Below are 13,630 nucleotides of genomic sequence, written 5' to 3'. Positions count from 1 at the left end.
GATTTCCTCGTAAATACTATTTATACAATACTGTTATGATTAAAGTTCTATTTTAAGGGATACGGATTAGGGAATGGTTAATCTGGCTAACTATATGAAAATATAGAACTAGTTTGATCTTAAAATAGTTTGGGCCAAGAGTAAAGCCTGCCGCGTCGGGAGGCCTTGTTGCAGGCGGCAAAAAAAAGCCCCGGCGCAAAGCCGGGGCAGTGGAAGATATCAGGAGTTAGCTCCCAATAGGATCTCGATTTTGCCGCCTCACTGGTTGCTGCGTTTGCGCAGCTGGATGGCGCCCCAGAGCATGGCGGCGGCGGCGGCCAGCCCGAACCAGAAGGACGGCAGGGCGGCGGATTTGATAAGGACCAGGGTGTCTTTCAGGTTGACTACTTCATCGTCACCCATCCGGACCAGGTCGAACATTTTTTCGGCACTGATGTGTTCCAGGATGCCATGGCCAAGGTATGAGTGGCCGTACAGGTAAAGTTCAACAACAATGATGACGGCGACCGGAACAATGGCGGTCAGCAGCGGCGTGCGTTTGGCGACCGTAGAAGCCAGCATCAGGTAGGCGAAGACGGGCAGCGCCCACAGGCAATACATAATTACCATCGTCAGTTCGCGGGCAAACAGATTGGGCAGGTTGGCCGGCACAATAAACAGCTCCCAGGGGTTCTGGCCCGCGATCAGGCCGATCAGGCACAGGATCGCCAGGACAATAATCTGGGTGGCAAAGATAAAGCCAAGGGCGATCAGCGGCGTAATAAAGACGTTGCTGAGCATTTTTGACAGCACGGTCTGGGTGTCGGAAACCGGCATGGATTTCCAGAACAGGATGCTGTTGTCCTTGCGCTCGTCATACAGGCTGCCAAGGCTGTTAAAGACCATGCTGAACCAGGCTACGATGATGGTCAGGATCGATGATCCCATCAAAAAGATGCCGATCGCTTTCCGGCGTGTTTCCAGATCTTCGTTGGCGAAACCGGCGAGGTCCGAAATTTCGATTTCATCTGAGTGTACGCCGATCTGTCCCAGGCCGAAATAGGCGGAAAACAAGACGATCAGGATAAGCCCGACAAAAATGCTGCTGGTGACCATCGGCCCGTAAAACATACTGCGACGGTTTTCCCAGAATTCCCTGAGAAGCAGGGTCTTGAACGGGCTGTAACCGGTAACTTTGACAATATCACTTATCATTTCTTTTCTCCGTGAATATCGGATGTCTTCAGGCATCCAGGGTCTGTGTCCTGCGACAGTTGTCCAGGCTGCAGACCACCACCTGGTCGTTAATCTGTTTGTGGGCCATGCCGGTCCGGGCGTTTTCGGCCCGGGCGTCGTTCAGGCTGTTGATGCCGACGATGGCAATCGCCAGCAGCAGTGTGGCAAGTCCCGCATTAATGAAATTATGCAGCGGTTTAAGCTTCTGGATGCGCACCCGTTCCATTTCCAGGTCTTTGACGAGACCGATGAAACTCTGAGGGGGAATGCTGCTTGCAAAAATGCTGCTCATTGTTCTTCTCCTCGTCCCGGGACTAGGCGTCCCGGGTCATCAGGGTGACAAACAGGTCGGACAGGCTGAGCCGGCTGACGTCACCAAGGTGTTCAAGTTCACTGCGTGGGCGGTTATTGAAAACCATTGCAGTCCGGCCCAGTGTGCTCTGCACCTGCTGCGGGCCCAGGGCGCGGGCGGCATCAATATTGTCCGTTGTCGGATGCAGAACGAACCAGTGCTGGCTGATTTCCTCCATGGAGGACTGTTCCATGATCCGCCCTTCGCGGATAAAGATCACGTCGGACAGGATATTTTCGATCTCGTCCACCTGATGGGTGGTGATCAGGATTGTTTTTTCCTCGTCGAAATAATCCTCCAGCAGCTGGCTATAGAATTTCTTCCGGTTCAGGATATCGAGACCCAGGGTCGGCTCATCCAGGACCAGCAGGCTGGCGTCAATGGCCATGACCAGGGCCAGGTGGACCTGAACGATCATGCCCTTGGACAGCTGACGGATCTTCTTGTTCAGCGGTACTGTTGTGTCGGCGAGGAAATGAATGGCCTTCTGGCGGTCAAACTTGGGATGCACGCCTTCCACAAAGTCAATGGCCTGGATGACAGTCATCCATTTCGGCAGGATGGCCACATCTGAAATGAAACAGACGTCTTTCATCAGTTCATCCCGCTGGGCATAGGGAGGCAGGCCCATGACTTCCAGCTCACCGTCATAGTCGGTGAGGCCGAGGATGGCATTGATCAGGGTGGTTTTGCCGGCGCCGTTGGCGCCGATAATGCCAATGATGTGACCCCGTTCGATATCCAGATCCACACCTTTGAGGGCTTCAAAGGGACCGAAGGATTTTCTCAGGTTCCGGGCTTTAATCAATTTGGTCATTCTATTACCCCTTACGCGTTATCTTCGGTGGTTTCCGCCACCAGTTTTTTCGGGTCAAGGCCCAGACGGGCGATGCGTTTCATGATTTCCGGCCATTCCTCTTTGAGGAATTTCTGTTGTTCTGCTTTGAGCAGACTTTCACGGGCGCCTTCGAGGACAAACATTCCAAGACCTCTTCTTTTTTCGATCAGTCCTTCATCAACCAGTTCGCTATAGGCTTTGGAGGCGGTGATGGGATTGATCTGATATTCCACGGCTACCTTGCGAACTGAAGGAAGAGCTTCGCCTTCCGCCAGGATCCCTTCCAGAATCATGGTGCGAACCTGTTCCTTCAGTTGAAGGTAAATGGGCTGATCATTTTTCCACTGTTCTGCCACGGTCAAATTCCAATCTTCGTTACGGCACTGTTATGCTGTTGTGGTGTTTAAGTGTTGTAGTAACATAAAACACCTAAACAACATTTGTCAATCTATGTTTTTGGATTTTTTGTATAAAACCATATAAATCATATGGTTAGGCATGAAATATTTGCTCGAACCGGGCGGATTGGGGTGTTATAGTTGGGGCCAAACAGGGCAAAAAGGGTGTACTATATGCATGAAAAATCGGAACGCTACGACTCAGTGACCCGGGAAATCCTGGCGGTGGTGGAGGGGGAAAGCAGCCTCATCGCCCGCATGGCGACCATCAACTGTCTGCTGTCGCAGGCGTTCGAAACCTATTTCTGGACCGGATTCTATATGGTTGATCCCGACAAGCCGGGGGAGCTTGTGGTCGGCCCCTACCAGGGCACGCTCGGCTGCCTGCGTATTCCGATCGGCAAGGGGGTGTGCGGTGCCGCCGCCGCGACGGGGGAGACCCAGCTGGTGGCGGATGTGCATGCCTTCGCCGGGCATATCGCCTGTGACAGCCGGACCAATTCGGAAATTGTGGTGCCGGTGTTTGATCCCACCGGCGCCCTGATCGCTGTCTTTGATGTGGACAGCGTGGAAAAGGCCGCCTTTGACGAGATCGACCGGAAGAAGCTCGAGTCTCTGATGACGCAAGTGTTCGGAAAATAACCATGCCCCTGATCCTGCTGGCCATTCTGATCCTCTATTTCCTGTTCATCCTGGTGCGCAGTCTGGCCTTCATCGACCACCACCGGGTCACGGTGGAAAAACTGCTGGCTACATTCCTGCTGGCCGCCCTGGTGCCGCTGGGTATGGGGCTCGGGAAACTCCTGACTGCCTACGGTTTTACCGGCACCGTTAATGTGATCGGCTGGGGACTGTGGCTTTTCGTGCCTTATATCCTGCGGCTGGTGATTTATCTTCTGGTTTACAGGCTGCGGGACCGGGGGCGACAAGATCCCCTGCCGCCCCGGGAAATGGATGAAGGGGCGCCTGTTCCGGAAGAATAATCCGCCTTGTATGTTTGTACAAAAATTGGCATGCTTCCCCGATAACCATGTAACTGTCAGGGGATCATTCCAATGAAAAAGCTGTTCCTGGGCCTGGCCGCGGCCCTCTGTCTCATCGCTCCGGCATTGGCCGAAGAGGCACCGAAACTCACCGTCATTTCCGCCGGCCATATGATCGACGTGGAAAAGGGCAAGGTGCTGGACAATATGTCCGTCTGGGTCGAGGGCGATAAAATCATCAAGGTCATTAATCAAAACGCCAAGATCGCAGTGCCGGAAGGGGCGGAGCTGATCAATCTCGGGGCCGACAGCTGGCTGATGCCGGGCCTGATGGACAGCCATGTGCATCTGGTGGGGTCGCCCATCTATGGCTATGACGCTTACCAGCATTCTCTTGGGCGCCAGCTTCTCTTTGGTGTGGTCAATGCTGAAAAGACCCTGGATGCGGGCTTCACCACCGTGCGGAACGTCGGCGCGGAGGGTTTTATGGATGTGGCGCTGCGCGATGCCATCAATGAGGGCGATATACCAGGGCCGCGCATGCTGGTTTCCGGTCCGGCGCTGGGCATTACCGGCGGCCACTGCGACAGCAACATGCTGCCCTATGAGTTCCATGAGAAGGCCGAAGGCGTGGCCGACGGCCCCTGGGCAGTGCGCCAGAAAGTGCGCGAGAACATCAAATATGGTGTCGATGTGATCAAATTCTGCGGCACCGGCGGGGTCTTTTCCAAAGGCACCATAGTGGGCGCCCAGCAATATACCCTGGAGGAAATGAAGGCCATTGTGGACGAAGCCCATATGGCCGGGCGCAAGGTGGCGGTCCACGCCCATGGCACCGAGGGCATCAAGTCGGCGATCCTGGCCGGGGCGGACAGTATCGAGCATGTCAGTTATCTGGATGACGAGGGGATCAAGCTGGCCAGGAAACACGGCACCTGGTTCTCCATGGATATCTACAATGACGACTTCATCCTGCAGGAAGGGGAGAAACACGGCATGACCGAGGAATCCCTGGCCAAGGAACGGGCCGTTGGTTTGCGCCAGCGCCAGAGTTTTGAGCGCGCCGTCAAGGCCGGGGTGAAAATGTCCTACGGCACAGACGCCGGGGTCTATCCCCATGGCGGCAACGGCAAGCAGATGGTGAAAATGGTCGAATGGGGCATGACCCCCATGCAGGCCGTGGTGACCGCGACCCGGGAAACCTCCAAATTGTTCGGTCTTGAGGACCGGGTCGGGATGATCAAGGAAGGCATGTTGGCCGACCTGGTCGCCATCAAGGGAGACCCGCTTCAGGACCTCACCCTGTTCGAAAAGATCGGTTTCGTCATGAAAGACGGCAAGGTCTATAAAAACACCCTGCAGTAAGCCGCAATCATCGTGAAAACATCTTGTCCGTTGCTGTCTCTTTAGGTTAAGAGAGGGCAACGGATTTTATTTACGAGGATTGAGCCAAAATGGCATCTTACCAATATAGTTATGTGATGAAGGGTCTGAGCAAGACCTATCCGGGCGGCAAACAGGTGCTCAAGGATGTAACCCTGTCCTTCCTGCCCGGCGCCAAAATCGCCGTGATCGGGGTCAACGGCGCCGGTAAATCGACCCTGATGAAAATCATGGCCGGGATGGACAAGGAATTCTCCGGTGAGGCCTGGGCGGCCGAAGGGGTCAAGGTCGGCTACCTGCCGCAGGAGCCGCAGCTTGATGCTGACAAAGATGTGTTTGGTAACGTGATGGAAGGCATGGGCGAACTCAAGCATATCGTTGACCGCTTTGAGGAAATCAGCCTGAAATTTGCCGAGCCCATGAGCGACGATGAAATGAACGATCTGATCGCCGAACAGGGCGAGCTGCAGGAAAAAATCGATGCCGCCGACGCCTGGGATCTGGACAGCAAGGTGGAACTGGCTATGGAGGCTCTGCGCTGCCCGCCAGGTGATGCCGATGTGACCAAACTGTCCGGGGGGGAACGCCGCCGGGTGGCCCTGTGCCGCCTGCTGCTGGAAAAACCCGATATCCTGATGCTCGACGAACCGACCAACCACCTGGACGCGGAATCCGTGGCCTGGCTGGAACAGCATCTGCAGGAATATAGCGGCACTGTCATCCTGGTGACCCATGACCGCTACTTCCTGGATAATGTGGTTGGCTGGGTGCTGGAACTCGACCGTGGCCAGGCCTATCCTTTTGAAGGTAACTATTCCGCCTGGCTGGAAATGAAGGAAAAACGCCTGCGTCAGGAAGCCCGGACTGAAGAAGCCCGCCAGCGCACCCTGAACCGGGAACTGGAGTGGATCCGTCAGTCGCCCAAAGCCCGACAGGCGAAAAGCAAGGCCCGTATCAAGGCCTATGACGAACTGCTGGCCAAATCCCAGGAACAGCGAGTGGACACCACCCAGATCATGATCCCGGTCGGCCCGCGCCTCGGCCAGGTGGTGATCGAGGCCGAGCATCTGAGCAAGGCTTATGGCGACAAGATCCTGTTTGAAGACCTGAACTTCCGTCTGCCGCCGGGCGGCATCGTCGGCATTATCGGTCCGAACGGCGCCGGTAAAACGACCCTGTTTCGCATGATCACCGGACAGGAAGAACCGGACGGCGGCTCCCTGCGTCTCGGGGAGACCGTGCAGTTAGGCTATGTGGACCAGAGCCGGGACGCCCTCGATGACAATAAAACTGTCTGGGAAGAAATTTCCGAGGGGCTGGACGTGTTTGACTTTAACGGCCGCGACGTGCCGACCCGGGCCTACGTGTCCAATTTCAATTTCAAAGGCACTGATCAGCAGAAGAAATTGGGGCAGCTGTCCGGCGGGGAGCGCAACAGGGTGCATATGGCCAAGATGCTGCGCAAGCCGGCCAATGTGCTGCTGCTTGACGAACCGACCAACGACCTGGATGTGGAAACCCTGTCGGCGCTGGAAGCGGCGCTTGAGGATTTCGCCGGGTGCGCCGTTATCATCTCGCACGATCGCTTCTTCCTGGACCGTATCGCCACCCACATCCTGGCCTATGAGGGCAATTCCCAAGTGGTCTGGTTCGAGGGCAACTATGAGGAATATGAGGAGGACCGCCGCCGCCGTCTCGGCGCCGAGGCCGACCGTCCGCATCGCCTGCAGTATAAGAAACTGACCCGCTAGGCGGCTCAATAAATTACTTTAAGAACCGGCGTCTGCGAAGACGCCGTTTTTTTTAGATCAATTTCATATGAATGGCGATATTGACCGCCTGGGTCCGGTTATTGGCATTGAACAGTTTCAGGATCGAGGCCACATGGACCTTGACCGTGCCGGCGGAGATCCCCATTTCCCGGGCAATCATCTTGTTGGTCTTGCCCTTGGCGATGCATTTCAGGACTTCCAGTTGTCGTCTGGTGATCTCCGGCGCCATCAGCGGTGTTTCCTGATGCAGCGGGCAGGACTCTTTGTCGAAATTAACCGGGCAGATTTTGGTCTGCTGTTCATCGCCGCCCAGGGTTTCCGGGGGGAAGTATCGCCCGCCGGCCATGACCATTTTCAGGATCAGGGACCCCATTTGCTTGGGGGTCACCTTGATCATGCAGGCGGCGACGCCAGTTCGCATGGCAAAGGCGGTGATTTCGGGGGTAAACTTGTGGGCCAGGGTAATAATAGGTGCGGCACCGGCTGCAGGAACAAGCGGCTTCAGAAGGTCCGTGTAGCTCAAATTGACACTGTCCAGGTCGATCATGATCAGATCGAATTGCTGCTCAGACAAAATATCCAGGCCCTCCTCAATGGAGCGGGCCTCCGAAACCTCCGGTTCTGAAAAGGTTTCCAGGAGCAGCATTTTCATGCCGTCCCGGCAGATGTCAAATTCGTCGATTAATAGAGTACGCATTACTAAACTCTTACCCTGCCCTAAATTAATGTTCGCCAGAGTTTTCCCTCATGGTACCCAACGGCATTCTTAATTGAAGATATTATACATTGTATGACGACAATATACAGCCACTAGAGGATATATGCCAAATGGCTATATCGGAATCGAGTGATCGGTATAGGCCATATGCTCAATTGCAAAAATGTCCGTCTTCGATAGCATATTAGGCAAATAAAATTTAGATATTTAATCATGGCCACGGGGGAGACAGGCCTGAAGGTCGCAGACCTGTTTCATAAAAATAATAAAACCCCCCCGGCGCGCAGAGAGGGGACCGTGCTTGGAAAAGGTAAAGGGCAGAGGGGTATATGATGAAGCAGGCGGGCTTGACCCGCATGAAGAGATCAGCCTTCTCAGATCGCGGATAGCAGTGCTCAGGAACAGCCTGTCCTATTCGTCCACTTCGGCAATACATGCGAAAAAACAGCAACTGGATGATCTGGAGGATCAGCTGGACATACTCTGTCCCCTGCTCGAGGGGCAGGATAACTTTTTCCGCCATATCGTTGAGGAGCTGACGGATATTGTGGTCCTCAGCGATGAAAAGGCGAATATTCAATATGTAAACCCGGTGATCGAGACACTGCTGGGCTACACACCGCAAGAGGTCCTTGGCCGAAACGTGAAAATGCTGATGCAGGAGGTGGACAGCCAACAGCATGAGGATTATGTCACAAGTTATCTGAGCAGCGGTCATCCAAAGATTATCGGGGTCGGCCGGGATGTTGTCTGCAGGCATAAATCCGGCGAATTCCTGCCGTTCGAGCTCAGGCTCACGGACACGATGGAAAACGGACGCGTGTACTTCATCGGTACGTTACGGGATATCCAGCGCCGTAAAAAGGCCGAAGAGCTGGCAAGCAGGGCCACCATGGAAGCCATCAGCGCCAACAAGGCCAAGAGCGATTTCCTGGCCAATATGAGCCATGAGCTCAGGACACCCCTTAATGCGATTATTGGCTATTCCGAGATGCTGGAAAAACAGTTTTTCGGCGAAATCGGGCATGAAAAATACCTGGAATATGCCGGCTACATAAAACTGAGCGGTGACCGGTTGCTGAATCTCGTCAATGACGTTCTGGATATTTCAAAAATAGAGGCCGGACGCTATGAGCTGGTGCGGGACGTCGTTGAGTTCGAGAATATTGTGGCGGACCTGTATCACGAATTTGTGCCGCTGGCAGAATCAGCTCAAGTGCGTCTGGTGGTGGACTGCGAAAAAGAGATTGGCCGGGTTTATGTGGATGAGAAGGCCCTGAAACAGGTCCTGTCCAATCTGGTTTCCAATGCCATTAAATTTTCCTATCAGGACAAGGAGGTGCGGCTGAGCGTCATGAGAAAAGACGCCGGTCAGCTGTGTCTCGTTGTTCAGGACGAAGGGATTGGCATGAGCCAGGAGGAAATTGACGTGGCTCTTACCTCTTTCGGCCAGGTGCAGTCCAGCCTGGTCAGAAACCATCAGGGGACCGGTCTCGGCCTGCCCCTGAGCCGATATCTTGTCCGATTGCATGGTGGCACATTTTCACTGGAAAGCAAGCCCCGGGAGGGTACGCGGATAACCGTAACCCTGCCGGCGGAAAAGGATAAATCGCCCTCCTGACCCCGAGTGTTGATACCCCGCCACAGGATATCCCCCCATTATCGTTAATATATTATTAGCACTTATTATATTAGAATATTCGCTGATAAGTAGAGGGTGCTCGAAAAAAAACATTGCAGGAAGTCAGCGCAATAGCAGTCTTGCACTCAACGCATAGTACTCGGGGTTGAAATGGGTTTTTTTGAGCACCTTCAGGATTTCCTGGGCTATTTTGCTCTGGAAAACAATTACCTGGCACTTGTAAATCATGACGGCAATTTGATTGTCGGCAATGATCTCTATATCAGCCGTTTTGGATTGCACGACGGTTATGATGTATCGGCACGGCAATTCGCCGGCCTGGACCGGGATAACCTGCAAGACATCAAAGCCCAAATTCGCAAATTTGCACCATGGACCAAGGTTCATACCCAGGAAATCCTGTCCGGTGACATTGTCAGCATTGAATGGCTTTGTTATGAATTTAACCATGGCGGACAGAATTACCTGCTGAAAATCGGCTGTGATGTCACCGAGCGGGAATATCTCCGGCAAAGGCTGAGGGAAATCGGTTCCGTCGCCAAGATCGGATACTGGCGGGTGAATACCGACAGCAGGGAAGTCCACTGGTCGCCCGAGGTCTATAAAATTCATGGCTTGTCAGAGAGCGACTTTGTACCTACCACGCGAAGTCTTGGTTCCCTCTATGGGGAAGACGTTTTCGCGCTGATCCATAACAATATGCGCGACTGCGTAGGCAAGGGAAAACCTTTCACCAACAGGTGCACTGTCACCTGCAACGCGGACGCGGTGAAGCATATAGAGATCGAGGGATCGCCCGAGTTTAACCGGAACGGCAAGATCATCGCCATCAGCGGCACGTTCAGGGACCGGACGGACGAGGCGCAGGCGGAAAGCCGGCATAGTGATACCCATGACGAACTGCGAAGGGCGAAGGATATTACCAAGCATCTGGAGAAAACGCTTGATGAGCATGCGCTTGTCTCCATTGCAGATGTGGCCGGCAAGATCATATATGTGAACCAGAAATTCTGTGACGTCTCCGGCTATTCTTCAGCGGAACTGATCGGCCAGAATCACAGGATACTGAAATCCAATGAGCATGAGCCGGCGTTTTACGAGGACCTGTGGCGGACCATTTCCTCCGGTGACGTATGGCGCGGTAAAATTTGCAATCTCAGGAAATCCGGCGACCCCTACTGGGTTTCTTCCACCATTGTTCCCTTCCTTGACAGCATAACCGGAAAGCCTCTGCACTATGTATCAGTGCGGACCGATATCACCCAGTTGAAAACATTCCAGTCACATCAGGATGAACTGTTGCACAAGGCGATCGAGCTGAGTCAGGCCAAAAGCGATTTCCTGGCCAACATGAGTCACGAACTCAGGACGCCGCTCAATGCCATTCTCGGCTATTCAGAGATGTTGCAGGAACAATATTTCGGGAAAATTGGCAACGAGAAATATCTGGAATATGTGAATTATATTCATAGTAGCGGCGATCGTTTGCTGGGGCTGATCAATGATGTGCTGGATATTTCAAAAATTGAGGCCGGTCGTTATGAGATTACTCCTGCGCCTGCTGAAATGGAAAAAATTCTGGATGACATTTTCCATGAATTTGTCCCGATGGCTGAGGTTGCCGAAGTCAAACTACAGGTCGAAAATCCGGATAGCCTCAATATGGTCTATGTGGATGAGAAAGCCGTAAAACAGATCATCGCCAACCTGGTCTCCAATGCCATTAAATTCTCTTCTGCCGCGGGGCAGGTAACACTGACCGTTCGGGGGGAGTGTGCCGGGATGGCAACCATCGAAGTCAAGGATGACGGTGTCGGGATGAGCAAGCGGGACATGGAGATTGCCCTGTCGCCATTCGGTCAGGTCAAGGACGCCCAGTCCAGAGGGTATCAGGGCACAGGCCTTGGCCTGCCGCTTTGCAAGCATCTGGCCCAATTGCACGGCGGAGAACTGCTGTTGGACAGCGAGCCGGGGGCAGGGACCTGTATCACTGTCCGCATACCCACAGATGAAATAACGCTGAAAAGAAAATCCATCGCCGGCTGACCGGCGGTGCCGGCCGGCCGGCCATGTTTTTCAAAGGTCAATTGTCGTTTTCGCCCGGCCGGAGCCGAGAGTGCCTCCGGCACGCAAGAAAATCTCGAAGGCGTGCGAAAATGTATGACGATAGAATTTTCCTCAATATACAATATTGATTTATCATTTTACAATATTGTAATGTTATACATTATAGCATATATGTGAAGCCGGATATCGGCAGGGGCGATGCAGCAGTGTCCCGTGGATTTCCGGGATAGAAGAGGTAATTAACGGGCGTCACGTCAAATAATGCATGTATATTCAATTATTTGATGGAAGCGCCAAGCCAGGCAGAGACCTTGTGTAGAGGATACAATGGATTTTTTTAAAGTCCTGACGGATTTTTTTGGGCATTATGTAATCGAATATAAATTTCTCGTCCTGACGGGTATTGACGGCAGTCTTCTCGCTTCCAATCGGCGTTACCAGGAGACGTTCCCAGCAAAATCTCCCGATATTTTCGGTGAAGGGGGAAAAGGCGTTTTTTCAGATCTTACTCCTGACGAAGCCGTTGGAGTGAAGAAGCAGCTTTTCGATGATAAACCCAAAGAGACTGTGTGGGACCAGGAAGACCGTGATGAAAATGTAATTTCGGTGAAATGGCGCAGCTTCAGCTTTTATTTGCGCGGCAAGCAATATTGTCTGAAGGTCGGGACTAACGTTTCAGCAGAAGGGTATCTCCGCAAGCGATTGCTGAAAATAGGGGAAGAGGCAGGGGTAGGATTCTGGCGCGTAGACAAAAATACCAGGCATGTTCACTGGTCTCTCGAGGTCTATAAAATTCATGACGTTTTTGCTCAGAATTTTGCACCGACACTGGAAACTATGGGTGAACTTTTTGATGAGGATGACTGGCGGGAACTGGAAAACAGCATTGAGGAGGCATTCGGGAAAGGCAAGCCCTTCGTTCACACTTTTGCAATTGCCGGAGTGGCGGGGGGGAGCAAATATATAGAAGTGAAAGGGGGGCCCGAAATCAATGTCAAGGGGCGGATAAAGGCCGTGTCGGGAACCGTTCGGGACAAGACCCGCGAAACAGAAACGGAAGTCAGATATGCAGCGACCAGCGAAAAGCTATCGCTGGCGGAAAATTATACCAAGAATCTGGAAAAAACACTCGATCACCATGCATTGGTTTCGATCACAGATACATCGGGTACCATTATTTACGTGAACCAGAAGTTCTGTGATATTTCCGGATATTCTTCTTCGGAATTGATGGGGCAAAATCACCGAATTCTCAAATCCAGGAAACACAAACCGGAATTTTACAAAGAGATTTGGCGGGACATCTCCTCGGGTGAAGTATGGCAGGGGGAAATCTGTAACCTGAACAAGGCGGGAGAACCCTATTGGGTCTATTCAACAATTGTTCCTTTTCTTGAGGAAAATTCCGGTACGCCAACCCACTATGTGTCAGTCAGAACTGATATTACTGAGCAGAAGAATTGCAAGCAGCGGCATGACGATCTGATGAAACAGGCGCTGGAACTCAGTCGGGTCAAGAATGATTTTCTGGCCAATATGAGTCATGAATTGCATACGCCCTTGAATGCTATCATCGGCTATTCCGAAATGATCATGCAAGAATATTTTGGCAGTTTGGGGCATGAAAAATACAAGGAATATATTCGGGACATTCATGACAGTGGCGAGAAATTGCTCGGCCTTGTCGACAATGTGCTGGAAATTTCCAGGCTCGAGACCGGAAAATTTGAAATTGCGCCGGCAGCGGTCTGTATCGGGAAAATCCTGCAGGACAAATATGACAAATTTTCCCCTGTTGCCGCAGCAGGGGGCATAAATCTTGTCGTCGAGAACCCGGATCAGATTGATGAGGTCTATATGGATGAGGGTGCTGTCCGCCAGATCCTGTCAAACCTCCTCTCCAATGCCATTAAATTCTCTCTCGAGGGCGGCCGGGTATCCCTAGGTTTGACCAGTAATTCTTCCGGACATCTGGTGTTTTATGTCCGGGATGAGGGAATTGGCATGAGCCGGGATGATATTAAATTAGCCCTGCTTCCCTTTGGGCAGGTGGCGCCTGCCCAGTCACGTAGCCACGACGGGGCCGGCCTTGGCCTGCCGCTGTGTAAACATCTGGTTGAACTGCATGGTGGAAAACTGCTTATTGAAAGTGAAGTCGGAAAGGGGACCGAAGTGACAATTCTGGTCCCCTGCAATGATTCTTCCGCCCACACTTCGGCTGTTGCTGTCTAGTACTCTGATCCCGTTCATTTCCGGAATAGG

At 52.8% G+C, this 13,630-nt stretch carries 12 protein-coding genes; 7 read left to right on the top strand and 5 right to left on the bottom strand.

All coding sequences use genetic code 11. From position 1 onward, the window contains the following. Positions 1-258 precede the first annotated feature (258 nt). Genes FIV46_RS16445 through FIV46_RS16430 form a run of 4 tightly spaced genes read right to left on the bottom strand, consistent with a single transcriptional unit; the run spans position 259 to position 2,761 of the window. Positions 259-1,194, bottom strand: coding sequence for a hypothetical protein (locus FIV46_RS16445; protein ID WP_139942009.1), 936 nt, complete (start codon positions 1,192-1,194; stop codon positions 259-261). A 28-nt stretch (positions 1,195-1,222) separates the two neighbouring features. Continuing rightward, positions 1,223-1,507 (bottom strand): hypothetical protein, encoded by a 285-nt coding sequence (locus FIV46_RS16440; protein WP_139942008.1) that lies wholly within the window; start codon positions 1,505-1,507, stop codon positions 1,223-1,225. A gap of 22 nt (positions 1,508-1,529) precedes the next feature. Further along, a complete protein-coding gene (locus FIV46_RS16435; RefSeq protein WP_139942007.1) occupies positions 1,530-2,384 on the bottom strand; it encodes an ABC transporter ATP-binding protein in 855 nt (284 codons plus the stop codon). Between the two features lie 11 nt (positions 2,385-2,395). Next, positions 2,396-2,761 (bottom strand): GntR family transcriptional regulator, encoded by a 366-nt coding sequence (locus FIV46_RS16430; protein ID WP_139942006.1) that lies wholly within the window; start codon positions 2,759-2,761, stop codon positions 2,396-2,398. Between the two features lie 216 nt (positions 2,762-2,977). Between FIV46_RS16430 and FIV46_RS16425 the strand changes: the two genes are divergently transcribed. The 4 genes from FIV46_RS16425 to ettA all read left to right on the top strand — a co-directional run bounded on the left by FIV46_RS16425 (position 2,978) and on the right by ettA (position 6,920). Continuing rightward, complete coding sequence (locus FIV46_RS16425) at positions 2,978-3,445, top strand: GAF domain-containing protein (protein ID WP_139942005.1); 468 nt, start codon at positions 2,978-2,980, stop codon at positions 3,443-3,445. Between the two features lie 2 nt (positions 3,446-3,447). Beyond that, positions 3,448-3,786, top strand: coding sequence for a hypothetical protein (locus tag FIV46_RS16420; RefSeq protein WP_139942004.1), 339 nt, complete (start codon positions 3,448-3,450; stop codon positions 3,784-3,786). Positions 3,787-3,858: 72 nt separating this feature from the next. Then, positions 3,859-5,151, top strand: coding sequence for a Xaa-Pro dipeptidase (locus FIV46_RS16415; protein WP_139942003.1), 1,293 nt, complete (start codon positions 3,859-3,861; stop codon positions 5,149-5,151). An 89-nt stretch (positions 5,152-5,240) separates the two neighbouring features. Next, positions 5,241-6,920 carry an energy-dependent translational throttle protein EttA gene (gene ettA / locus FIV46_RS16410; RefSeq protein WP_139942002.1) on the top strand — a complete coding sequence of 560 codons (1,680 nt, stop codon included), beginning with the start codon at positions 5,241-5,243 and terminating at the stop codon, positions 6,918-6,920. A gap of 52 nt (positions 6,921-6,972) precedes the next feature. On the opposite strand, the gene FIV46_RS16405 is transcribed toward ettA, so the two are convergent. Continuing rightward, entirely contained in the window at positions 6,973-7,638 is a 666-nt protein-coding gene (locus FIV46_RS16405; protein ID WP_139942001.1) for a response regulator transcription factor, read from the bottom strand. 322 nt (positions 7,639-7,960) lie between these two features. Between FIV46_RS16405 and FIV46_RS16400 the strand changes: the two genes are divergently transcribed. The 3 genes from FIV46_RS16400 (at position 7,961) to FIV46_RS16390 (ending at position 13,600) form a co-directional block, all read left to right on the top strand. Further along, positions 7,961-9,280 (top strand): sensor histidine kinase, encoded by a 1,320-nt coding sequence (locus FIV46_RS16400; protein ID WP_139942000.1) that lies wholly within the window; start codon positions 7,961-7,963, stop codon positions 9,278-9,280. 171 nt (positions 9,281-9,451) lie between these two features. Then, positions 9,452-11,347, top strand: a complete 1,896-nt coding sequence (locus FIV46_RS16395) for an ATP-binding protein (protein WP_139941999.1) — start codon at positions 9,452-9,454, stop codon at positions 11,345-11,347. 348 nt (positions 11,348-11,695) lie between these two features. Then, complete coding sequence (locus FIV46_RS16390; protein WP_139941998.1) at positions 11,696-13,600, top strand: sensor histidine kinase; 1,905 nt, start codon at positions 11,696-11,698, stop codon at positions 13,598-13,600. Positions 13,601-13,630 lie beyond the last annotated feature (30 nt).

Origin of the sequence: Emcibacter nanhaiensis (assembly GCF_006385175.1) — a bacterium.
GTDB classification, from domain to species: domain Bacteria; phylum Pseudomonadota; class Alphaproteobacteria; order Sphingomonadales; family Emcibacteraceae; genus Emcibacter; species Emcibacter nanhaiensis.
The sequence above is the reverse complement of the archived record's forward strand: the minus strand, read 5'-3'. Positions and strand labels throughout refer to the sequence as shown.